Source organism: Pseudocitrobacter cyperus, from assembly GCF_039889165.1.
Lineage (GTDB): Bacteria > Pseudomonadota > Gammaproteobacteria > Enterobacterales > Enterobacteriaceae > Pseudocitrobacter > Pseudocitrobacter cyperus.
In genome coordinates this window covers 26,109-48,826 of record NZ_JAYMYY010000008.1, presented here as the reverse complement: position 1 = coordinate 48,826, position 22,718 = coordinate 26,109, and the positions used below count along the sequence as shown (strand labels likewise).

Here is a 22,718-nt window from a genome sequence, read left to right as displayed (position 1 = left end):
GAGCGCGTCTCAAAGTGAGTTAAAAAATACCAGCCAGAACAGCATGGAGTAGATGGCTAAGAGGGCGGTGTAAATGACGCCGGAAAATGCTGGCGCATCAAAAAAACGTAAGACTGCCCGTCGAGTGATGAGGGTAAAAATGACGCCCGCGATAATGCAAAAAAGCCAGCCTGGATAATAGGCGCCAATTAATGGGATGGAGGGGGATAATGAGCACCCTGCAAGCAGTAGAGCGGGCATGAGCCAACATATTTTTCTTAGCGTTATTACAATACTGGGTTTTACGGTCGGCATAATAAAATACATCCTTTTATCGCGAGCAATATCCCTGGGTGATGTCGTTTTCGCTGTAATAAAACGACAGTATGTCTGCTTTTGTCGAAGAGTAAATGGCTTTATTTCTTCACCGCATTCATAACTTATTTGTTGTGATTATTTATTTTCCTTTTATATGTTTTTAATTAATGGAATTACGTCCGGGCACATTATGCGCCCGGACGTTGAGAGGTTAATTAGGTGTGACAACGTTAGTCCACAGTTCAAAATTATCCATGCAAGAAATAATTTCATCCAATTTATTGGCGTTGCCGATAACTTTTACTTTTTTCGCTTTTACCAGATCGGCCATTTTCACCTGACCGACGAGTACATCATGCAGATCGCTACGGCTGATGTAGAAAGAGGCATCCACTTTCGGCTGTAACGCTTTGCGATAGTTCAATACGCTATTGTTAAGCGACAGATTCAGGTTATCGTTGTTGTCGAGGTTGAAGTTCAGGCTGATGTTTTTACCTGCTGATTTTTCGCTATCCAGACGGACAGCCAGATAATCAAACAGCATTTCTACGCTCATGCCTTTGATGGTGTCTGAAGAGGCGGTGCTGGAGTGGGCAAACTTATGCACACCTTCCCGTAGCTCTTTTGCGCCAGTCAGGTAGAAACCGCGCCAGGTGGCGGATTCCGCCTGGTAGCCCAACTGTTCGAAGGTATCGGCTTGCAGGTTTTTCGCTACCTGATCGCCTGGGTCGGCGGCAATGACCTGCTTAAGTAGTTCTGATGCCCAGCGATAATCGCCCTGGTTATAGGCGTCGCGAGCGAGGTTAATGGCGTGTGCGGAGCCACCCAGCGCTTTGACATAGCGTTTACCCATATCCACCTGGCCATACGGATTCAGGTTTGCTGGATTACCGTCATAATAGCCGAGATAGAAGTTATAGACCGCGCGGGCGTTATGACTGACGGAACCGTAGTAACCCCGGCTGGCCCAGTTGTGATCCAGCGTTTCTGGCAGGTGGATCATGTTGCCAATCTCATCCATGGTGTAACCCTGATTCGCTAAATGTAGCGTCTGGTCATGAATGTACTTGATGGTGTCGCGATATTTGCCGATGTAATCGTTAATGTGCTGATTACCCCAAACCGGCCAGGTGTGCGGCATAAACAAGACTTCTGCCTGTGAACCCCATTTATCCAGCGTCTCGTTGAGGTAGGTCGTCCACTTAGCCACATCACGCGTTTTCGCGCCGCGAAGGGTGTAGAAATTATGCAGAGTATGGGTACTGTTTTCCGCGGTGCAAAGCGCTTTCAACGCCGGAATGTAGAAATGCATTTCTGACGGCGCTTCGCTGCCCGGCGCCATCAGAAATTCGAAATCAAGGCCGTCGATATTCAGCTTCTGACCGGTTTTAGTGATGATGCGGGTAGGCGCAATGATGCTCGGGTCGCCGGTTGCCAGCGTCACGCCGAGCCCGTTGCCGATGTTTCCCTGGGCGTTATGCGGCAGCAGCAGGCCGTAGGAATAGAGTGCGCGGCGGCTCATGATATTACCCGCCAGCACGTTCTCGCTGATCGCCTCTTCCATGAACCCTTCCGGGGCGATGATTTGTACTTTGCCTGATTTCACATCAGCTTCAGAGACAAGCCCTTTCACGCCGCCATAGTGGTCGGTATGACTGTGAGTGTAAATCACCGCCACAATCGGTTTCTGCGGGCGGTGTTTGTAGTAGAGGTCGAGACTGTTTTTTGCCGCATTGGGCGTCACCAGCGGGTCGACGACGATAATACCGGTATCACCTTCGATAAAGGTAATATTCGAGATATCCTGGCTGCGCACCTGATACATGCGATTGGTGACTTTGAATAAACCCGAAATGCCATTGATCTGTGACTGGCGCCACAGACTTGGGTTGATGGTGTCCGGCGCTGGCGCATTGATATCAAACTGATAATCCAGCGCCCGATAATAGGTTTTCCCGTCCGGTGTTTTTAAAATGCCTTCATTTAACAGTGGTGCGATAAATCCGCGCTGGGCATCTTCGAAATCCTGACGGTCGTTAAAGGGAAGTGATTGTTGATACTGCTGGTTGACTGATTTGGTGTATGGCGTTGCATCTTTTACCGTTTCTGCTGCACCGACTGTATTTGTCATCAGGCCTAAAACGGTGGTCAATGCCAGACACATTCTGGTTAACTTAAAATTTCCATTCATAAAATATCTAATCTCCATTTAATTATTTGTTATCTAAATAACAAAAGAGGTAAAAATGAAGACCATTATAATAATAACTTTTTCATCAGGATATTTTCCCTGTGATCAAATTAACTATTATTGTTAGGTTATCGTGCGGTTTAAATTTGAGATTACTCCGCTGTTTTACTTTCTAACGTTTCATTAACGTCTTCTCACTCTGGCTGCGTGAGACTTTCCTGATGAAACGTTACCTTACTGTGTTGCTGTTTATGCTGATGAGCCCGCTTGCTCATGCCGATGTGATTGATGATGCGATTGGCAATATTCAGCAGGCGATTAACGATGCTTACAACCCTTCCAGCGAGCGCGTCAGTGACGATGACGATCGCGATTACGACGATGGGCGCTATCGGGATGATAACAGCCGTCGGCAGTATGACGACCGTCGCCGCCAACTGGAGGATCGTCGCAGACAACTGGATGACCGCCAGCGCCAGCTTGATCAGGAGCGGCGACAGTTAGAGGATGAGCAGCAAAGGCTGGAGGATGAGTACGAACGGTGACGCTTTCACTCTAACACTATCGCCATCCCATCAAACCCGGCCTCAACCCCTTGCGGCAGCGCATTCTCCATCAGCCACGCATCAAACTGGTGGCTGATATGCGTCAGAATCACCCGCGGCGAGCGGATGACGTCGTTCAGCGCCAGCACGGTGTTTAAATCACAGTGATTCCGTGGCGCATCCGTGCGCGGTGGGTGGCTGCAATCAATAACCATCACCTGCGGATGGTTATTGAGCAAAAACTTCACCGTTTTTTCCGGCAGGCCAGCGGTGTCAGAAAGCCACGCCACCCGGCTATGCGCCGTTTCCAGCAAATAGCCGAAAGTGAGTTTCGAATGGTTGAGCGGCAGCGGCGTTACCTGCAACCCCTGCAAATCAAACACCACAAACGGCTCCACCGTGTGGCTGAAATCGAGCAGCCCCGGATGTTTAAACAGATCGTCACAGCCCTGTTCATCCGGCGGGCCGTAGACCGGGATCGTGTCGCCCACTCCCCAGCGCAGTGGGAACAGCCCCTGTACGTGATCCATATGGTAGTGCGTCAGTAAAAATTGCTGGAAAGATCCGGGCGACCAGCGATCGCTGAGATCGTGCAGCCCGGCGTCGATCAGGGTGACAGCCTCGTTAAACTTCACCACGCCGCTGCATGGCTGGCGGCGATACTGCGGCGAGCGCCGCGCTCTGGCGCAGGCGGCGCAGTCGCAGCCCCACGCCGGAACGCCCTGCGCGCCGCCGGTGCCGGTGAGCGTCAGGGTCAGGCTCATGTTATAGCGCCTTCGTGAAGCGGAAATGGCTCTGCTCGTAGCCTTCGCGCAGGTAAAAACGGTGTGCGTCGTGGCGCTTCACGTTGGTGGAAAGCTCGGTCATTTCGGCTCCGGCCTGACGAGCTTCTTCTTCCGCCCACGCCAGTAATTTGCTGCCGACGTTCAGCCCACGCGCCTGCGGCATCACCACCAGTTCCTGAATTTCACCTATCCAGTTCACATGATGCAGATGAAACTGCAAATGCAGGCCGATCATGCCGACAACCTCACCATCCAGCAGCGCCAGATGGTAGCGCATGTTCGGGTCGTGCAGGTTGGCGTTAAAGCCCACGCGAAACGCGTGATGGTCAAACTCCGCCTGTTTTAGCTCACAAATCAGCGCATAAACCGCGTCGGTATCGTACTGCGTGGCAGGGCGAAGCTCACAGGCAGGCATACTTTTTCTCCTTCTGGTTTATCAACGCCAGCAGCATCTCAGCCGATTGATGCAGGCTGCCGTCATTATTGAGCGTATGGCAATCCTGTGGAGTATAGCGGGCGGCGCGCGCCAGGCGGGCGTTAATTTCGCTGGCATTTTCTCGCCCACGGCTTTCCAGCCGCTGGCGCAGGATCTCCGGTGAAACCTGTAAACAAACGGGGAGCAACGCGGATTCATAGCGTGCCCGCGCCTGCGGCAAATGCGCGCGCGAGCCGTTGACTACCACGTCAAACCCGGCGTGTAGCCAGAGGTCAATCTCCAGCCCGACGCCATAATAGTAGTTGTTGGCATGCCAGCTTAAGGCGAATAGCTGCTGCCCGGCGCGGGCAAAAAACTCCTGTTCGCTCAGGGCGATATGGTTTTCAGAACCCGCACTGGCATCGCGGGTGATGTAACGGTGCGCGATCAGCAGTTGCGTATGTTCTCGCTGGCGTAGCGCCGCCAGCAGGCTATCCTTTCCGGAGCCGGATGGCCCCATCAGCCAAATCAGTTTTCCCATCATCAGAACACCCTTTTTCCCTGACGCCAGACGTGGTCGATATGAATGTTTTCGCCCTTACGGTGCGCCAGCACCAGGTCGGCGCGTTTACCCTCGGCAATGACACCGCGATCCTGAAGATTAAGCGCCTGCGCCGGGTTTTTACTGACCAGCTTAATGGCTTCTGGCAGGGTGAAACGGTTACTGTCGTCGTCAGCCACGCGAAACGCCGCATCCAGCAGGCTGGCGGGGTAGTAGTCGGAAGAGAGGATATCCAGCAGGCCAAGCTGCGCCAGCTCGCTCGCCGCCACGTTGCCCGAGTGCGAACCGCCGCGCACGATATTTGGTGCGCCCATCAGCACGTTCATCCCGTGCTTGCGCGACGATTCCGCCGCTTCAAACGTGGTGGGAAATTCAGCGATCACGCTGCCAAGCTGGTGGGATTCAGCAACATGTGCGTGGGTGGCATCATCGTGGCTGGCGAGCGCAATACGGCGGGCGCGGCAGATGGCGGCAATGGTTTCGCGGTTCGGCTGCGACCAGCGCGCAGCAAGCGCCAGTTGCTCCTCTTCATACTGCTGCATCTGGACATCGGTAAGGGAGTATTTGCCCTGATAATATTCGCGATACTTCTCGCGGTTAGCGAACTGGCGCTGGCCCGGCGAGTGATCCATCAGGGAGACCAGCGTCACCGGCTCGCGCTGCACCAGTTTTTCAAACAGCGGCAGCGTGGTGTGGTGCGGCAGTTCGCAGCGCAGGTGCAGACGGTGCTCGGCGCGGTTGACCCCGCGTTTCTGCGTCTCTTCGATGGCGTTGATCATTTTTTCCAGATTCTCCAGCCGATCGCCGCCGTCGCGCACATCACCAATCGCCACCGCATCCAGCACGGTGGTGATGCCGCTTGCCACCATCAGCGCGTCGTGGCTGCTCATCGCCGAGTGGGCGGGCCAGTCCACTTTCGGGCGTGGGGTGAAGAATTTATCCAGATTATCTGTGTGCAGCTCAATCAGCCCCGGCAGCAGCCAGCCGCCTTCGCCGTCCATCGCCTCGGGCAGTCGGCTCTGGCTTTCAGCAAAGGCGCGGATTTCACCGTCCTGTACTTCCAGTGAGCCGTGTACTACTTCGTTTTCCAGCACCAGTTTGACGTTATTGATAATCATGAAGGGCTCCCATTGGGTGCAGGCGGTCGGCGACGTCATTACGCACGGCTTCGTCGTGGAAGATGCCGACGATGGCCGCGCCGCGAGCTTTCGCCTCAGCGATCAGTTCAACGACAGCGGCGCTGTTTTTAGCGTCCAGCGAGGCGGTAGGTTCATCGAGCAGCAGAATGGGATAGTCGACGATAAAACCGCGCGCGATGTTGACGCGCTGCTGTTCGCCGCCGGAGAACGTGGAGGGCGCAAGATGCCACAGACGTTCCGGTACGTTCAGGCGCGTGAGCAGACGCGCAGCTTTGGCGGCGCAGACTTCACGCGGCACGCCGGTATCGAGCAGTGGTTGCATCACTACTTCCAGCGCCGAAATGCGCGGAATAACGCGCAGGAACTGGCTCACCCAGCCGATGGTGGTTTTGCGGATCTCCACCACTTTACGCGCCGGGGCTGTCACCAGATCGACCCACTCGTCACCGTGTTTAATCTCAATCTGCCCTTCGTCGGGCAGATAGTTGGCGTAGAGTGAGCGCAGCAGGGTTGATTTCCCGCTGCCGGAGTGACCGTGCAGCACCACGCATTCGCCTGCGTTTACCGTGAGCGAGGCGCGCTGTAAGACGGGCAGATGTACACCGTTTTGCTGGTGCAGGATGAAGGTTTTACTGACGTTTTGTACGTTTATCATTTTTCGCCTCGTGGTTCGCATATTAGGGATCGGTGCACATTGCCCCCTCACCCTAACCCTCTCCCCGAAGGGGAGAGGGGACTGATCGTGCGTGGTGTTAAATACGGCACGTTTTTCTCCCTCTCCCCTTGGGGAGAGGGCCGGGGTGAGAGGACTGATCGTGCGCGGTGTTAAATACGGCACGTTTTTCGCCCTCTCCCCAAAGGGGAGAGGGCCGGGGTGAGGGGACTGATCGTGCGCGGTGTTAAATACGGCACGTTTTCTCCCTCTCCCCTTTGGGGAGAGGGCCGGGGTGAGGGGATCAGCGCGCACGATGTTGCAACTCAATTCTGCAAAACCGATGACACCAGCAACTGGGTATACGGGTGGTGCGGGTCGTCGAGCACGCGGTCGGTTAATCCACTCTCCACCACTTGCCCCTGCTTCATCACCAGCAAACGGTCTGCCAGCAGGCGGGCGACGCCCAAATCATGGGTGACAATCACCACCGCAAGGTTCAGCTCCACCACCAGCCCGCGCAGCAGGTCAAGCAGGCGCGCTTGCACTGACACATCCAGCCCGCCTGTGGGTTCATCCATAAACACCAGCTTCGGATGCGTCACCAGGTTGCGGGCAATCTGCAAACGCTGCTGCATGCCGCCGGAAAAGGTGGTCGGCAGGTCGTCGATACGGTTGGCGGGAATTTCCACCTCTTCCAGCCACTGCTGCGCGGTGGCGCGAATATCGCCGTAGTGACGCGCCCCGGTCGCCATCAGCCGCTCGCCGATATTGCCGCCTGCCGACACCTGACGGCGCAGGCCGTCGAGCGGATGCTGATGCACCACGCCCCATTCGGTGCGCAGCAGGCGGCGCCGGTCGGCCTCGCTCATGGCGTAGAGAGAACGATTTTCATACTGGATCTCCCCCTGCTGCGGTATCAGACGCGCTGAAATGGACTTCAGCAGCGTGGTTTTGCCGGAGCCGGATTCCCCGACGATGCCCAGCACTTCCCCCGGCCATAAATCAAAAGAGACATCGCTGAAGCCTTTGCCCGGAGCGTAAAGGTGGGTCAGGTTATTGACCGAAAGTAACGGCTGATTCATTGGTTTTTCGCCTCGCTCTGTTGGCGGCAGTAATCGGTATCGGAGCAGACAAACATGCGGTTTCCGGCGTCATCCAGCACCACTTCATCGAGGTAGCTGTGGGTCGATCCGCAGATGGCGCAGGGTTCATCCCACTGCTGGACGGTGAACGGGTGATCGTCGAAATCGAGGCTTTCCACGCGGGTAAACGGCGGCACCGCATAAATGCGCTTCTCGCGCCCCGCGCCGAACAGTTGCAGGGCAGGCATCATGTCCATTTTCGGGTTATCGAATTTCGGGATGGGCGACGGATCCATTACGTAGCGCCCGTTCACCTTCACCGGATAGGCGTAGGTGGTGGCGATATGACCGAAGCGGGCGATATCTTCATACAGCTTCACCTGCATCACGCCGTACTCCTCCAGCGCGTGCATGGTGCGGGTTTCCGTTTCGCGTGGTTCAATGAAGCGCAGCGGTTCCGGGATCGGCACCTGGAAGATAATGATCTGATCTTCGGTCAGCGGCGTTTCGGGGATCCGGTGACGCGTCTGGATAAGTGTCGCATCGTCCGTGCGCTCGGTCGTGTTCACCCCCGTCACGCGCTTAAAGAAGTTGCGAATCGACACGGCGTTGGTGGTGTCGTCCGCGCCCTGGTCAATCACCTTCAGTACGTCGCTTTCGCCAATCACGCTGGCGGTAAGCTGAATGCCGCCGGTTCCCCAGCCGTAAGGCATTGGCATCTCGCGCCCGCCAAACGGTACCTGATAACCGGGGATCGCCACTGCTTTTAAGATAGCGCGGCGGATCATGCGTTTGGTCTGCTCGTCGAGGTAAGCAAAGTTGTAGCCGCTCAGATTAGCCATGGTTCTGCTCCTGTTGCAGACGTTTGAGTAGCTCCAGTTCGGCCTGGAAATCGACGTAGTGCGGGAGTTTGAGGTGCGAGACAAAACCGGCGGCTTCGACGTTATCCGCATGCGCCAGCACGAACTCTTCATCCTGCGCCGGGCCTGTCGCGTGCTCGCCGTATTCCGGGGCCTGTAAGGCGCGATCAATCAGCGCCATCGCCATCGCTTTGCGCTCGCTCATGCCGAACACCAGCCCGTAGCCGCGCGTGAAGTGCGGCGGCTCATCCGGCGGGTCGATAAAACCGTTGACCATTTCGCATTCCGTCATCAGCAATTCGCCGATGTTCACCGCAAATCCCAGCTCTTCTGGCACAATTTCAACGTCGACATAACCGCTGCGGATTTCGCCTGCGAACGGGTGGTTACGCCCGTAACCGCGTTGGGTGGAGTAGGCCAGCGCCAGCAAATAGCCTTCATCGCCGCGCATTAACTGCTGCAAGCGGGAAGAACGTGAACAGGGATAGACTGGCGGCGTGCGGGTGATGTCATCGGGCGGCGTGCCGTTGTCCTCTTCAAATTTTGCCAGTCCCTGGCGCGCCAGCAGGCTGAAGACATGAGGCGCAGGCGCTTGCTCGTTATCGCTGATGTTCAGCGTCGGCGCGTCGCCATTGGCCAGCAGGGTGAAATCGAGCAGACGATGGGTATAGTCGTAGGTTGGGCCGAGCAGTTGCCCGCCGGGTATATCTTTATAGATGGCTGAAATTCGGCGTTCGAGGCGCATCTCTGTGGTGTCGATAGGCTCGCTGACCGCCAGTTTCGCCAGCGTCGTGCGGTAGGCGCGCAGCAGGAAAATCGCTTCGACGTTATCGCCGCTGGCCTGCTTCAGCGCCAGCGCCGCCAGTTCGCGGTCGGCAATGCCGCCTTCGGTCATCACGCGATCCACCGCGAGGTTAAGCTGCTGTTCAATCTGGGCGACGCTCAGTTCAGGCAAATCCGTATTGCCCCGGCGTCGGTTCTCTTGCAGGGCGTGGGCGGCGTCGATCGCCTTTTCTCCCCCTTTCACGGCTACGTACATCAGCACACCTCCACATGAGTGGTTCGCGGAATAGCCAGCAGGCGCTCGCCGCAGGTCAGGATCAGGTCAATCCCCAGCGGGAACGGGTGTGGGCGTTCGGTGAGTTCGTGAAGAACGCACTCCGGTAGCTGCGGGGCGATCATGCGCTCTTCGGCAATGCCCGCGCCGGTGAGGCGCAACATGCGCCCGCCGCTCAGGCTGGCGACCTGTAAAATCAGCGTCGCGCCCGCTTCCGGCGCAACGGCCGTTCCGGTGGAAAGGGCGTTAAGCTGTTCGCTGATAATCGACTCATCAGAGACCGCGAAGGTCGCCTGTTCCGGTTGATTGACCAGCGGCGCGTTGGTATGAAAACGCAGGCTCTGGCTGACGATATCATTGCAGAGTGAGGCGGAAAGCCACACCGGGGTGTCGTTATCCGTAAGCGTTAGCAGCACGCTGGTGGTGGCGATATTCAGCGGCTGCCAGCCGCGTCTGAGCTGATGCAGGGCGACAATCACCCCCGGCTCGCTCATGGCTTTTAACAGGCGACGAAAACTGTGCTGGGCATCCTGCACGGGAAGAACAAAAGCGGTTTCCAGGGTCATGCGTTGTCTCCGCGAACCATCGTAAAGAAGTCGACCCGGCTGGCGTTCACTTCAGACTGACGTGCGGCGATGCGCGCCATGCGGTCAGCGTCCAGCGGGGCGATAAGGGTTTCTGATAAGTTTTGAAAATGTGATGTTTGCTGGAGCAGAGCGTCGATTAATGCACAACGCTCGGCGTGCTGTTTATCCCGTCCCAGTACCCAGCTATAGCCGAGTGTGCCGTCGTTCAGGCGCACGGCGGCGCGGGTAAGGGTGGCGTCTGCGGTAAAAAAGCGTTCGCCGGTGCCGCCCATGCGAGCCTGTATTTGCACCAGGCCGGTTTCCGGGGGGCGGATCACGTCATATTCCGCCGCGATGTTCAGTGAACTTATGCGGGCAGCGAGCTCCGCCGGTTGGCTGTGCGCCAGCACGGACATCCAGTGCTGGCGGATGGCGGTATCTGTGTGCATTCAGTGCTCCATAGTAAATTCAATCATGTCGGCGCGGGTCAGGCTGACGGAATACTCCGCCGGGCTGCTTTCGCCGTCACGGTGGTTAAGGGTGCGCACGCACAGCAGCGGCGACAGATTAGGTATTTCCAGGCGCTGACACTCTTTGGCCTGGGCGCGGCGGGCGCTGATCCGCGTCTGAGTGCGGTGTAGCGCGATCCCCGTTTTCTCGCGCAGAAAATCGTGCAGCGAGCCGCTGTCGAAGTGTTGCAGTGTCGGCCAGAGGGTGAGGTCAGCGAAGTAGTGATCGATTAAACAGAGCGCGACGCCGTTAACCCGGCGCAGGGTGCGCAGGTGGATAACGTTCTCGCCTTCGGTGATCCCCAGCGCATCCGCGACGTGGCCGGAGGCGGGGCGTAGCACTGAGAGCAGTTTTTCGCTGGTGGGATGGCTACCCTGATCCAGCAGGTTCTGGCTAAAACGCGCCTGGGCGTTGAGCGGGTAATCGAACGGGCGCATCAATACCAGCACGCCGATGCCCTGACGGCGCTGTACCCAGCCTTTTTCCACCAGTTGGTCAATGGCGCGGCGCAGGGTGTGGCGGTTCACTTCAAAGCGCGCCGCCAGTTGATGCTCGGCGGGCAGGTAATCGCCACAGCGGTAGTGCTGACGAAGTTCCTGTTCAAGCTTTGCGGCTATCTCCTGATAGCGTGTTGGATAGCTGGTCGGATGTGTAGACAAGTGCATAGAAATCAATGCCTCGCTAATCAGATAAAGTGCTTACGCAACCGTTGGGAGAGGAAATCCAGCAGGCTGACCGTGACGATAATCAGCACCATCAGGGCGCAGGTTTGCTGGAACTGGAAACCGCGAATCGCTTCCCACAGGGTGACGCCGATACCGCCTGCGCCGACCATGCCGACCACGGTGGCCGAGCGGACGTTGGATTCGAAGCGATAGAGCGAATAGGAGATTAAAAGCGGCATCACCTGCGGCAGCACGCCGTAGAGGATCTCTTCCAGCTTGTTAGCGCCGGTAGCGCGGATGCCTTCCACCGGGCCGGGTTCAATCGCTTCCACCGCTTCGGAAAGCAGCTTGGAGAGCACGCCGGTGGTGTGGATAAACAGCGCCAGCACGCCAGCGAACGGGCCGAGACCGACGGCGACCACGAACAGCATGGCAAAGACCATTTCGTTAATGGCGCGGCAGGCGTCCATCAGACGGCGCACGGGCTGGTAGACCCACCAGGGCACCAGGTTTTCGGCGCTCATCAGGCCAAAGGGGATGGAGAGAACCACTGCCAGCGCGGTACCCCAGACGGCGATTTGCAGGGTGATGGCCATTTCAGCGAGGTAATCCTGCCACTGGCTGAAATCCGGCGGGAAGAAGTCGGCGGCGAAGGTCGCCATGTTGCCGCCGTCTTTAATCAGCGTGAGCGGGGCCATTTCAGCGCCCTGCCACGAGACGACCAGTACGGCGAGGACGATGGCCCAGCTAAATAGCGAAAACCAGTTACGCCTGGGTGGGGCAATGGTGATGGTTTGCATGTTTGGCTCCGTGTTTGTGTTTTCTCCCTCTCCCTGTGGGAGAGGGGACCGATCGAGCACATTACTGCACCGCTTTACTCACTGAACTCATCGCGCTCAGCGCATTGTTCAGGCGGTCTAAATCATCCAGTTGCGCCTGAATAGCGGTGGTTTTCGCCAGCTTGTCCTGCGCGTTCAGACCGTTGTTACCCTTCACGCCCTGCATCTCTTTAAACAGCGCGAGCTGACGAATCGGCACCAGTTGCAGGTCGCTGGAGGCGCGGAACGGCGCCCAGCCCAGGCGTTCCAGCACCGCTTTCTCTTCCGGCGTTTTGCCGTAGTTCATAAAGAAGTCGTAGATCTTGTCTTTGCTGGTTTCGGACAGATTTTTGCGCCAGACGATCGGATCGCCGGGGATCAGCGGCGACTTCCAGATCACTTTCAGTTCTTTCAGCTTCTCCGGCGCGGAGGTTTTCAGCTTGTCGAGGTTTTCGGTGTTGTTAGTCGCCACATCGACCTGCTTATTGGCGACGGCCAGGGCGTTGGTTTCATGGCTGGCGTTGACCGTGCGCTTGAAGTCACTGGCGGAGATATTGTTTTTAGCGAAGACGTAGTAGCCGGGAACGAGGAAGCCAGAGGTGGAGTTAGGATCGCCGTTACCGAAGGTGAGATCTTTACGCTTCGCCAGCAGATCGTTCAGGTTGTTGATCGGGCTGTCTTTGTTGACGATCAGCACGCTCCAGTATCCTGGCGATCCATCCGCCGCCACCGTCTGGGCGAAGACCTGGCCGTTGGCGCGATCCACCGCTTCCATCGCCGAAAGATTGCCGTACCAGGCGATATCCACTTTGTTGAAGCGCATACCCTGGATAATGCCCGCGTAGTCAGGCGCGAAGAAAGCATTCACTTTTACGCCCAGCTTTTTCTCCATATCCTGCAAGAACGGCGTCCATTGCGGTTTCAGGTTCTGCTGTGATTCCGTTGAAATAATGCCGAAATTCAGCGCTTTTTCCTGCTCTTCGGCATAAGCCGGGCTTAACAGGGTGCTGAGGCTGAACATGCTGGTGAAAGCCAGCGAGGCAATTATCTTCGCGTTCATTTCCTTTCCTCATTTATGGGGATGTCAGGCAGCCTGCGCGCTCTCTTCGACGCGGTTAATGCTGCGGTAGAGATGGTCAAAACGTTCGTTATCAAACTGCTGGCTGCTGCCGTCGTAGAAGACGTGTCCCTGGCGCAGAGCGACGATGCGTTCGCAGTAGCGCAGGGCGTAATCCACCTGATGTAGCGTCACCACGACGGTGATGCCGTCTTTCTGGTTGATGTCGCGCAGGGTGTCCATCACGATGCGCGCCGATTCCGGATCCAGCGAGGCGATAGGCTCATCGGCCAGAATCACCTTCGCCTGCTGCATCAATGCGCGGGCAATCGCCACACGCTGCTGCTGGCCGCCGGAAAGCGTGGAAACGCGCTGGTACGCAAAGTGCGCCATGCCGACGCGGGTCAGCGCCTGTAACGCCCGTTGTTTCTGCTCGCGGGTGAACCAGCTAAAACAGGTGCGCCAGAACGGCGTGCTGCCGAGCGCGCCAATCAGCACGTTCTCCAGTACGCTCAGGCGATTCACCAGGTTGAATTGTTGAAAGATGTAACCCGTGTGCGCGCGGCTTTTGCGGATATCACGCGCCAGGCGTCCACCCTGCTGAACAGTTCGGCCCAGCAGTTCAACCCGACATTCCGGCGCTTTATCGCCGACAATCAGGCCGCTTAAGTGACGTAAAAGGGTGGATTTGCCGGAACCGGACGGCCCAAGCAGAGCCACCATCTCACCGTGATGAATGTTCAGATCAACCGCATGCAGCGCCTGATGCTGATTGAAGGTTTTGCTCAGTTGTTCGACGCGGATAATCGTTTGCATGCTGGAGCCTCTCTGAAAAAGTGGCTCCATCGTGGCGAAGTTTTGTGACAGTTGAGTTAAGCGTGAGTGACGTGAAGATGAAGAGTTAAGGCGAAAATGATGACAACGGGAGGACGCGCCTCCCGCAGAGTTTATCCGCCAGGCTGTTTGACGACGTTGATCATCCAGGGCAGGCCGTAGCGGTCGGTGACTTTGCCGAAACCGTGCGCCCAGAAGGTCTCCTGCCAGGCCATCTCAATCTGGCCTTCTGCCGCCAGGCTATCGAACCAGCGTTTTCCTTCGTTGACGTCCTGGGTATCCAGCACCAGCGTAAAACCGCTGTAACCAGTATTTCCGCTTTGCGCGCCGTCGCTCATCATGATGTCGCTTCCCGCAACTTTCAGGTTAGCGTGGGCAATAGCGTTTTCAGGGTAGGTCTGGCCGGAGGGGCAGCCATCGCTGCTTTCCTGCGCATCTTTCGGCATTTCGCCAAAGGTGATTTTGTAGAGCAGCTCCGCACCCAGCGTCTGTTGATAGTAGGCGATGGCATCGGCGCAGTTTCCGGCGAAAGCAATGTAGGGACTTAACGGCATAATCGTTACCTCAGGTAAGAAGAGCTTGTTAAGTGTAGTGCGTGTCTGTGAAGGGGGCTAAGCGGGGCGGGTGTGGGGGAAGGTTGCCGGACAAGACGCATAGCGTCGTCATCCGGCAATCTGAATCAGTTCTTTTTCACAAACTCAGATTTCAGCTTCATCGGGCCGAAGCCGTCGATTTTGCAATCGATGTTGTGGTCACCTTCAACCAGGCGAATGTTTTTCACTTTGGTGCCGATCTTCAGCATCGAAGAGCTGCCTTTTACTTTCAGGTCTTTCACGACGGTGACGCTGTCGCCGTCGGCCAGCAGGTTGCCGTTGGCATCTTTCACAATCAGCTCGTCGTTATCTTGTGCGGGTTCGGCGTCGTTCCATTCGTGTGCGCATTCCGGGCAGATATACATGCCGTTATCTTCATAGGTGTATTCGGAATTGCATTTCGGGCAGTGGGGTAATGACATGGGGATTTCCTCAAAAGTGCGAAAGGGCAATAAGCCCCTAAAAACCGGCATAATGCCGCAAACAGTCGCTAATGATAGCGCAAAACCACACTTTTGTCGGCGTTATTCAGGAGAGGAAACAGAAACCCCCTCCGAAGAGGGGGTGGGACGTTAGTGGTGTGCAGCCTGAGAGAGGCTTGCTTTGGCGTTGTTCTCAACGGCGGGCACTTTTCCGAATCGTCTGGCGTACAGTGCGGTGATGATAGGCACCAGAATCGCGGTGACGATGACGCTCGCGGCGACCAGCGCCGTTGCCGAAGCGGCAACCGGGGCAAACGATGGGTTAATCTGGGCAATGATGACCGGGTTAGCGACCGCTGCGCCTGCCGCTGAGGAGGCCGCCACACCCGCCGTACCGTTACCGCCGCCGATAACGCGGTCGGCAATAATCAGTGGGATACCGGTGATGATGATAACCGCAACACCCAGGGCGATACCCAACAGGCCGGTATCCATAATTACGTTCAGATTGATGGTGTTGCCCAGAGCAAAACCGAAGAACGGAATCAGCACCGGTGTGGCTTTGCTAAAGAAGCTACGCAGGTCGTGGTCAAGGTTGCCGAGAGTGAAACCAATCAGGAACGGCAGGACGGCACCGATAAAGTGGTGTGGTTCGAAAGAGGCCAGACCGGCAGAGCCGAGGATTACCATGGTCATCAGCGGGCCTGATTCTAAAGACATCAGTACGAATGCGCCGGACTCTTCTTTTGTACCATATTGGTTCATCAGGCTGGCATACAGACCGCCGTTTGTCATATCCATGGCGGAAACAATCGCCAGCACCGAGAGACCTGCAAAGAAACCGGTTTGAATACCGTTTTCTGGAATAAACATCGCTGCAATCAGCGCCACAATCCAGGCTACGCCAATTTTGGTCAGCACCAGCGTACCGGATTTACGTAATACGGTTCCGGTTGCGCGTAAATCAATAGAGGCACCAATACAGAAGAACCAGACGGCAAGAATGGGCACCGTGCCGCCAATCATTCCCTTAGTGAAAGAACCAAAATATTCCCCGGTATTTGGCGCGAAGGTATTTAAAACTGCCCCCAGCAGTAAGGGGATTAGCATCATCCCGCCTGGGATTCTTTCCATTGTGGCTTTAATTTTCATATTGCATCCTCGCTTCTCATCTCCAGAAAGATGGAAGAGGTTAAGAATAATAATTTCAAGCAGTTACCCGCTTGTTTTCTGCGGGCGTCTCTGTCCATGCGGCCGGAGCGCGGTGGGTACAACGAGGGAGAATGTCTCCCTGAAAAGCCCAACAGTGCTGCTCCTGAAACTATGATGCATTTACTGGAATTATGATTCAATGAAAATAAAACAGTGTTTTAGTTATACAGATCACATATTTTGATGAAATCGTAGATTTCGAGGGCGAGGCCAAATTGGCTGTGAAATTTTTGTGAATTAGTTTGGTGAGAATTATCTTATGTAAATAATAATATCGGTAATTATTACCCTGGTTATTTGACATTTTTTAGAGTGTTTTCGGTAACAATGCGGGGAGATGATTTGACGTAAAAAACGAATAAGATTGAACTTATTTACGAATTTCTACTCAACTTAACAACAGTGGGTATTTATTTGCGAAGTTGATCACAAATTTAAACGCTGGTAGGGTAAAAGAGCTGAGTCCAAACCGGAACTGACAATTCGGGGATTTTTTAACCACCTGTATTTTGCCGATACAGGCGTCAACAGGTTTGATTGCACCGGAGGCTATCGCGAATGCGAGAGTCATGCCGAAGTGTGAGGCGGTACAAGCAAACCTGCTACGCTTGAATAACAGGAGTCTGCATTTTCCCGACTCCTCCGTACACCATCCGAACAGCACGCTGTTCGACCCCACAGGGTGTGCGTTTAAGGCGACAGTAAATGAGGAATACACATGCTTCGAAGGAAAAAAGTAAAGCCGATCACGCTCCGTGATGTCACGATTATCGATGATGCCAAGCTCCGTAAAGCCATCACCGCGGCCTCGCTCGGTAATGCTATGGAATGGTTCGACTTTGGTGTCTATGGCTTTGTGGCCTACGCCTTAGGTAAAGTCTTCTTCCCGGGAGCAGACCCGAGCGTACAGATGATTGCCGCACTGGCAACGTTCTCCGTACCCTTTTTGATTCGTCCGCTGGGGGGATTGTTCTTCGGCAGGCTTGGCGATAAATATGGCCGTCAGAAGATTCTGGCGATCACCATTGTGATTATGTCGATCAGTACCTTCTGTATCGGTCTGATTCCGTCATATGCTTCTATAGGTATCTGGGCGCCAGTGCTTCTGCTGTTATGTAAAATGGCGCAGGGCTTCTCGGTAGGCGGTGAGTACACCGGTGCTTCTATCTTCGTCGCGGAGTATTCACCAGACCGTAAGCGTGGCTTTATGGGAAGCTGGCTTGATTTCGGCTCCATTGCGGGCTTCGTGCTGGGCGCGGGCGTCGTGGTTCTGATTTCGACCGTCGTCGGTGAGGAAAACTTCCTTGAGTGGGGCTGGCGTATTCCGTTCTTTATTGCCTTGCCGTTAGGGATTATCGGCCTCTACCTGCGCCATGCGCTGGAAGAGACGCCAGCGTTCCAGCAGCACGTAGAGAAGCTGGAGCAGGGCGATCGTGAAGGGTTACAGGACGGGCCAAAAGTCTCCTTTAAGGAAATCGCCACGAAGCACTGGCGTAGTCTGCTGGCGTGTATCGGTCTGGTGATTGCCACCAACGTGACTTACTACATGCTTCTTACCTATATGCCGAGCTATCTGTCGCATAACCTTCATTATTCTGAAGATCACGGTGTGCTGATTATCATTGCCATCATGATTGGGATGCTGTTTGTGCAGCCGGTCATGGGATTGCTGAGTGACCGTTTTGGTCGTCGTCCATTTGTGGTTATCGGCAGTGTGGCGCTGTTGGTGTTTGCTATCCCGGCCTTTATCCTGATTAACAGTAACGTGATTGGCCTGATTTTCGCTGGCCTGCTATTGCTGGCGGTGATCCTGAACTGCTTCACTGGCGTGATGGCCTCGTCGCTTCCGGCGATGTTCCCGACACATATCCGTTATAGCGCGCTGGCTGCGGCGTTTAATATTTCCGTACTGATTGCCGGCCTGACGCCGACAATCGCCGCCTGGTTGGTGGAAACATCTCAAGACCTGATGATGCCGGCTTACTATCTGATGGTGATTGCGGTTATTGGTCTGATTACCGGTCTCACTATGAAAGAGACAGCCAACCGTCCGCTGAAAGGTGCGACGCCTGCGGCATCGGATATTGAAGAGGCGCGTGAAATTCTGCAGGAGCATCACGATAACATCGAGCATAAGATCGAAGATATCGACGCGGAAATCGCGACGCTTCAGGAGCAACGTTCTCGTTTGGTGCAGCAGCATCCGAAAATTAACGATTAACCGTTAGCGGTTCACCGAGCCGGGTAGACGTCAGTCTTACCCGGCTTTTTTATTTGCATAATTTATATAATTACATTTTTATTATTTCTTACATAATATAATTATTTATATGTGTGAGTTACCATTAATTATTTGTTTAATTTATATGTTCACGATGAAGGTAAATATTCCCCCTTTCGGGTTGTAAAATTAAACATTTCGCTTTGCCCGGATAAGAAAACTCACTGATAATGCGCCTGTTCATTATTTTAATATGGCGCATCTTATATATGTTAAATTTATTTATTGGCTTGGATATATACACCGGGCTTTTGTTATTGCTCGCTCTGGCCTTTGTGCTGTTTTATGAAGCAATCAATGGTTTTCACGATACGGCCAATGCGGTGGCGACGGTGATATACACCCGTGCAATGCGTCCACAATTGGCTGTTGTTATGGCGGCGTTGTTCAACTTTTTTGGTGTGTTGCTGGGCGGACTCAGCGTGGCATATGCCATCGTGCACATGTTGCCAACCGATCTGCTACTGAATATGGGCTCCACCCACGGCCTGGCAATGGTCTTTTCCATGCTGCTGGCGGCAATTATCTGGAATCTGGGAACATGGTTTTTCGGGCTCCCGGCATCCAGCTCACATACGCTTATCGGTGCAATTATTGGTATTGGGCTCACCAATGCCATGATGAATGGTGGGTCGGTGGTCGATGCGCTGAATTTGCGGGAGGTGACGAAAATTTTCACCTCTTTAATCGTGTCGCCTGTTGTTGGGCTGGTGCTGGCGGGAGGGCTTATTTTTCTGCTGCGCCGCTTCTGGAGCGGAACCAAAAAACGCGCGCGCATCCACCGCTCGCCAGAGGAGCGTAAAAAGAAAGGGGGAGTGAGGAAGCCGCCATTCTGGACTCGTACTTCCCTGATTGTTTCAGCGGCTGGGGTGGCCTTCTCTCACGGGGCTAACGATGGTCAAAAAGGTATTGGTCTGGTTATGCTGGTGCTGGTGGGAATTGCGCCGGCTGGGTTTGTGGTTAACATGAATGCCTCCGGCTATGACATCGCCCGCTCGCGCGACGCGGTCAGCAATTTTGAGACCTTCCTGGAGCAGCGGCCGGCACTGCTTAAATCAATCACCACATCGGAACAACCGCTCGCCACGGCGCAGACCGGCGCTGTGCAACCCGGCGCATTTCACTGCCACCCTGCGAATACAATAGACGCATTCGAGCGGGTGAAATCGATGCTCTCCGACAATGTGACAAGCTATGGCATGTTAGAAACTGCGCAACGCAGCCAGCTTCGCCGCATTATGCTTTGTATCTCCGATACGGCCGCGGCAGTGGCGAAGAGCGAGGGGATCAGCCGTAATGACCAGCAATTACTGAAGAAGCTGAGAACAGATATGCTCAGCACCATTGAGTACGCCCCGGTCTGGATCATTATGGCCGTTGCGCTGGCGCTGGGGATCGGCACCATGATTGGCTGGAAACGCGTAGCGATGACTATCGGTGAGAAGATTGGTAAGAAGGGTATGACCTACGCGCAGGGAATGTCTGCACAAATTACCGCTGCGATTTCGATAGGTCTTGCCAGCTACGTCGGGATGCCCGTCTCGACCACGCATGTGCTCTCTTCTGCTGTTGCGGGAACGATGCTCGTCGATGGCGGAGGTTTGCAGCGCAAAACAGTGACCAGCATTCTGATGGCCTGGATCTTCACGCTGCCTGCGGCTATCTGTTTGTCCGGTCTGCTTTACTGGATTTCACTTCAGCTTATCTGAGCCGCGAGTTTGTGACACTGCCCGATCTCTGGTCGGGCAGTGTAGAATATTACCTCCCGGAGAGCGGCAACGCCGCGTTAACGCAAGCGTATCCCCGGCTCTCCATAAAACGCACCACAGCCGTTTCAGCATCTATCAGAACTTCATCCAGCGGTTTATTTGCATCTATATCGACCAGTGGCGCCCCGCCAAACGTCAATTGCGGCGTAATGGCAATTTTTTGTGCAAGGGATTCACGCGTGTGGTCAGGTTTACGTGCGCAGGCCACGTCAAGATCAACATTCAGCTTGATAACTAAATCAGGCTTATGGCTCGCCATCCAGTGAAACGCAGAACGTTCAAGCTTCGCCAGCCAGCAGACAAAACGGCTTCCGGTCACATTGGGCGGAAAAACGGCGCCATCATAAGCGCCGGGAATTTGTTCCTGCGGATAGCGATCGGTTAAGACAATTAGCCCACGACGATGGCAGGCCAGCATATGCCGAAAACGGAGCAACCGACGAATGACGAAGGCGGTAACGACTAATGCCGGTACTGGGCCAGGCAGTTTTTTTGCCGTCTTGACCTGGTTGCGTTCAATCGTTTTATGCAAAGAACGCCCCATTAAAGGGAGTTTGGCTACCGCCCGCCCAACGTTTCCCGCCTGTTTTCCTAAATGTACCTGTTCGGCTGGGCCATATTTTTTTATGGTCGCCATAAGATGTTCGCAAATAGTCGATTTCCCTGAGCCATCACTGCCAATGACGGCAATGATTGGTGGTATTATTGGCTGCATTGATATATCCCTTGTTTAATATATTCGCGTTAAATATTATTTTAATGAATTTATTTTCTGGCCATGGGGTGTTTAGTCTGAATTGATATTTAATTATTGTCACATTCAGGCCGAAAAGATATTCTTGGCACAATTCACGGAGTATACAATAATTTCTTTAATAGCAGGTTTTTCATGGGTCAATATAACACGCGAAAGATTAATCCACCTTTCGTGAGAGTGATTGCAATCGTGGGGTGTGATGGTTCAGGGAAATCAACGCTGGCAACGGCTCTGGTTAATCATCTGGCGGAGAAAATCCCCACGCAATTACTTTACCTCGGGCAATCTTCCGGGCGTATTGGCGAATGGATAACGAAATTGCCGATAATCGGCGCGCCTTTCGGGCGCTATCTGCGTGGAAAAGCGGCTAAAGTGCATGACTCCCCCTCTTTACCGCCAGGCAACGTTAGCGCCTTTGTTATCTTTTTACTCTCCTGCTGGCGAGCCTGGAAATTCCGTAAAATGTTGCAAAAGAGCCGGCAGGGTTATTTGCTGGTCACTGACCGCTATCCACAGGTTGAAGTCCCCGGTTTCCGCTTCGATGGCCCACAGTTAGCTAAAACCGTTGGCGGGAACCGCTGGGTATGCCTGCTGCGAAAGTGGGAGCTCAGTCTGTATCGCTGGATGGCCTCTTATATCCCTTTGTTATTGATTCGGCTGGGGATTGATGAACAAACTGCATTCAGCCGCAAACCCGATCACTCACTGGTGGCGCTGCATGAGAAAACCACCGTGATCCCTCTTCTTAATTTTAATGGCGCGACAATCCTTGAGCTGGATGGGCGGCAGCCCGCTGATTTTATTTTTTCTGAATCGTTACGATCGATTCAGGCCGAACTTTCCTGATTGCGGCGGCCAGGCTGTGATGACTTTCAAGAGTGAATGCCATGCAAACAACTAACTTCACCGAATGTATTCCCGGGCTTATTGCCGTCGTGGGCTGTGATGGTACGGGGAAATCAACGCTGACTAACGATTTGGTTAAACGGCTACAGGCGCAGTGGGTCACTGAACGCCGCTACCTGGGGCTGCTCTCCGGTGAAGATGGCGATAAAATCAAGCGATTACCGATTATTGGCGTCTGGCTTGAGCGGCGTCTGGCCGCCAAATCATCGAAGACACAAAGTATGAAGAGCCGCTCGCCTGCGCTGTGGGCGGCGCTGATTATGTTTGGTTTTTCGCTTCGGCGGCGGGTGAATTTACGCAAGGTGCGACGATTGGCGCGAAGCGGCGTACTGGTGGTGAGCGACCGTTTTCCGCAGGCGGAGATTTCCGGGTTTTATTATGATGGCCCCGGCATTGGCGTTGAGCGCGCAACCGGAAAAATCAAAACGCGACTGGCCAGACGCGAGCAGCGGCTATATCAGCAGATGGCGCGCTATCGACCTGAACTAATTATTCGTCTGGTTATCGATGTTGATACCGCATTCTCCCGTAAGCCCGATCATGACTATGAAGAATTACGGGATAAAATCGGCGTGATGTCGAAAATTCACTATAACGGTTCCCATATTATTGAGCTGGATGCCAGAGCACCCTATAGCGACGTGCTGGAGAAAGCCCTGTCGGCGGCATCGATGGTGGCATTAGCCTCGCAGCGCCAGCGCGTCGCATCATAATAAAGACGCCATAAGGGTGAACTTATT

Annotated in this window: 25 protein-coding genes; 5 read left to right on the top strand and 20 right to left on the bottom strand. The window is 54.6% G+C overall.

The annotated features are described in order from the left end of the window. Positions 1–9: 9 nt before the first annotated feature. Both VSR74_RS20060 and VSR74_RS20055 read right to left on the bottom strand, forming a co-directional pair. Positions 10–294 carry a YtcA family lipoprotein gene (locus tag VSR74_RS20060; protein WP_347796325.1) on the bottom strand — a complete coding sequence of 95 codons (285 nt, stop codon included), beginning with the start codon at positions 292–294 and terminating at the stop codon, positions 10–12. Positions 295–508: 214 nt separating this feature from the next. Further along, positions 509–2,488, bottom strand: a complete 1,980-nt coding sequence (locus VSR74_RS20055; RefSeq protein ID WP_347796324.1) for an alkyl/aryl-sulfatase — start codon at positions 2,486–2,488, stop codon at positions 509–511. 221 nt (positions 2,489–2,709) lie between these two features. On the opposite strand from VSR74_RS20055, the gene yjdP reads away from it, so the two are divergent. Then, positions 2,710–3,033: a DDRRRQL repeat protein YjdP gene (gene yjdP, locus VSR74_RS20050; RefSeq protein WP_347796323.1), complete on the top strand. Its 324-nt coding sequence runs from the start codon at positions 2,710–2,712 to the stop codon at positions 3,031–3,033. A gap of 5 nt (positions 3,034–3,038) precedes the next feature. Here yjdP and phnP read toward each other — a convergent pair whose 3' ends face one another. From phnP to kdgT, 17 genes are all read right to left on the bottom strand, one after another. Further along, the gene (phnP, locus tag VSR74_RS20045) at positions 3,039–3,797 is read right to left on the bottom strand and encodes a phosphonate metabolism protein PhnP (protein WP_347796322.1); all 759 of its coding nucleotides are present in this window, start codon (positions 3,795–3,797) and stop codon (positions 3,039–3,041) included. A 1-nt stretch (position 3,798) separates the two neighbouring features. Continuing rightward, entirely contained in the window at positions 3,799–4,233 is a 435-nt protein-coding gene (phnO, locus tag VSR74_RS20040) for an aminoalkylphosphonate N-acetyltransferase (RefSeq protein ID WP_001612198.1), read from the bottom strand. Further along, positions 4,220–4,777, bottom strand: coding sequence for a ribose 1,5-bisphosphokinase (phnN, locus tag VSR74_RS20035; RefSeq protein ID WP_347796321.1), 558 nt, complete (start codon positions 4,775–4,777; stop codon positions 4,220–4,222). The genes phnO and phnN overlap by 14 nt, the downstream gene beginning before the upstream one ends. After that, positions 4,777–5,913 (bottom strand): alpha-D-ribose 1-methylphosphonate 5-triphosphate diphosphatase, encoded by a 1,137-nt coding sequence (gene phnM / locus VSR74_RS20030; RefSeq protein ID WP_347796320.1) that lies wholly within the window; start codon positions 5,911–5,913, stop codon positions 4,777–4,779. The genes phnN and phnM overlap by 1 nt, the downstream gene beginning before the upstream one ends. Continuing rightward, positions 5,900–6,589 carry a phosphonate C-P lyase system protein PhnL gene (phnL, locus tag VSR74_RS20025; RefSeq protein ID WP_347796319.1) on the bottom strand — a complete coding sequence of 230 codons (690 nt, stop codon included), beginning with the start codon at positions 6,587–6,589 and terminating at the stop codon, positions 5,900–5,902. Before phnL ends, phnM begins: the two co-directional genes overlap by 14 nt. Positions 6,590–6,912: 323 nt before the next feature. Continuing rightward, on the bottom strand, positions 6,913–7,671 hold the full coding sequence (gene phnK / locus VSR74_RS20020) for a phosphonate C-P lyase system protein PhnK (RefSeq protein ID WP_347796318.1): 759 nt from the start codon (positions 7,669–7,671) through the stop codon (positions 6,913–6,915). Beyond that, positions 7,668–8,513, bottom strand: a complete 846-nt coding sequence (gene phnJ, locus VSR74_RS20015; RefSeq protein ID WP_000002283.1) for an alpha-D-ribose 1-methylphosphonate 5-phosphate C-P-lyase PhnJ — start codon at positions 8,511–8,513, stop codon at positions 7,668–7,670. The genes phnK and phnJ overlap by 4 nt, the downstream gene beginning before the upstream one ends. After that, positions 8,506–9,570, bottom strand: coding sequence for an alpha-D-ribose 1-methylphosphonate 5-triphosphate synthase subunit PhnI (phnI, locus tag VSR74_RS20010; RefSeq protein WP_347796317.1), 1,065 nt, complete (start codon positions 9,568–9,570; stop codon positions 8,506–8,508). The genes phnJ and phnI overlap by 8 nt, the downstream gene beginning before the upstream one ends. Continuing rightward, positions 9,570–10,154, bottom strand: a complete 585-nt coding sequence (gene phnH / locus VSR74_RS20005) for a phosphonate C-P lyase system protein PhnH (protein WP_347796316.1) — start codon at positions 10,152–10,154, stop codon at positions 9,570–9,572. The genes phnI and phnH overlap by 1 nt, the downstream gene beginning before the upstream one ends. Next, entirely contained in the window at positions 10,151–10,603 is a 453-nt protein-coding gene (gene phnG / locus VSR74_RS20000) for a phosphonate C-P lyase system protein PhnG (RefSeq protein ID WP_347796315.1), read from the bottom strand. The genes phnH and phnG overlap by 4 nt, the downstream gene beginning before the upstream one ends. Further along, on the bottom strand, positions 10,604–11,329 hold the full coding sequence (phnF, locus tag VSR74_RS19995) for a phosphonate metabolism transcriptional regulator PhnF (protein WP_347796314.1): 726 nt from the start codon (positions 11,327–11,329) through the stop codon (positions 10,604–10,606). Between the two features lie 20 nt (positions 11,330–11,349). Continuing rightward, entirely contained in the window at positions 11,350–12,129 is a 780-nt protein-coding gene (phnE, locus tag VSR74_RS19990; protein ID WP_347796313.1) for a phosphonate ABC transporter, permease protein PhnE, read from the bottom strand. A gap of 61 nt (positions 12,130–12,190) precedes the next feature. After that, the gene (gene phnD, locus VSR74_RS19985; RefSeq protein ID WP_347796312.1) at positions 12,191–13,207 is read right to left on the bottom strand and encodes a phosphonate ABC transporter substrate-binding protein; all 1,017 of its coding nucleotides are present in this window, start codon (positions 13,205–13,207) and stop codon (positions 12,191–12,193) included. A 24-nt stretch (positions 13,208–13,231) separates the two neighbouring features. Continuing rightward, positions 13,232–14,020 carry a phosphonate ABC transporter ATP-binding protein gene (gene phnC, locus VSR74_RS19980; protein ID WP_347796311.1) on the bottom strand — a complete coding sequence of 263 codons (789 nt, stop codon included), beginning with the start codon at positions 14,018–14,020 and terminating at the stop codon, positions 13,232–13,234. 131 nt (positions 14,021–14,151) lie between these two features. Then, positions 14,152–14,592, bottom strand: coding sequence for a VOC family metalloprotein YjdN (yjdN, locus tag VSR74_RS19975; RefSeq protein WP_276222062.1), 441 nt, complete (start codon positions 14,590–14,592; stop codon positions 14,152–14,154). 125 nt (positions 14,593–14,717) lie between these two features. Next, positions 14,718–15,053, bottom strand: coding sequence for a zinc ribbon domain-containing protein YjdM (locus VSR74_RS19970; protein WP_347796310.1), 336 nt, complete (start codon positions 15,051–15,053; stop codon positions 14,718–14,720). Positions 15,054–15,203: 150 nt separating this feature from the next. Then, the gene (kdgT, locus tag VSR74_RS19965; RefSeq protein ID WP_347796309.1) at positions 15,204–16,205 is read right to left on the bottom strand and encodes a 2-keto-3-deoxygluconate transporter; all 1,002 of its coding nucleotides are present in this window, start codon (positions 16,203–16,205) and stop codon (positions 15,204–15,206) included. Between the two features lie 778 nt (positions 16,206–16,983). Here kdgT and proP point away from each other — a divergent pair. Further along, positions 16,984–18,486, top strand: coding sequence for a glycine betaine/L-proline transporter ProP (gene proP, locus VSR74_RS19960; protein ID WP_347796308.1), 1,503 nt, complete (start codon positions 16,984–16,986; stop codon positions 18,484–18,486). Between the two features lie 269 nt (positions 18,487–18,755). Further along, the gene (pitA, locus tag VSR74_RS19955; RefSeq protein WP_347796307.1) at positions 18,756–20,255 is read left to right on the top strand and encodes an inorganic phosphate transporter PitA; all 1,500 of its coding nucleotides are present in this window, start codon (positions 18,756–18,758) and stop codon (positions 20,253–20,255) included. A 49-nt stretch (positions 20,256–20,304) separates the two neighbouring features. Here pitA and VSR74_RS19950 read toward each other — a convergent pair whose 3' ends face one another. Beyond that, the gene (locus VSR74_RS19950; RefSeq protein ID WP_347796306.1) at positions 20,305–21,030 is read right to left on the bottom strand and encodes a dTMP kinase; all 726 of its coding nucleotides are present in this window, start codon (positions 21,028–21,030) and stop codon (positions 20,305–20,307) included. Positions 21,031–21,204: 174 nt separating this feature from the next. Between VSR74_RS19950 and VSR74_RS19945 the strand changes: the two genes are divergently transcribed. Further along, positions 21,205–21,918: a nucleoside/nucleotide kinase family protein gene (locus tag VSR74_RS19945; RefSeq protein ID WP_347796305.1), complete on the top strand. Its 714-nt coding sequence runs from the start codon at positions 21,205–21,207 to the stop codon at positions 21,916–21,918. Positions 21,919–21,959: 41 nt separating this feature from the next. Then, a complete protein-coding gene (locus VSR74_RS19940) occupies positions 21,960–22,691 on the top strand; it encodes a nucleoside/nucleotide kinase family protein (protein ID WP_347796304.1) in 732 nt (243 codons plus the stop codon). Positions 22,692–22,718: the final 27 nt, after the last annotated feature.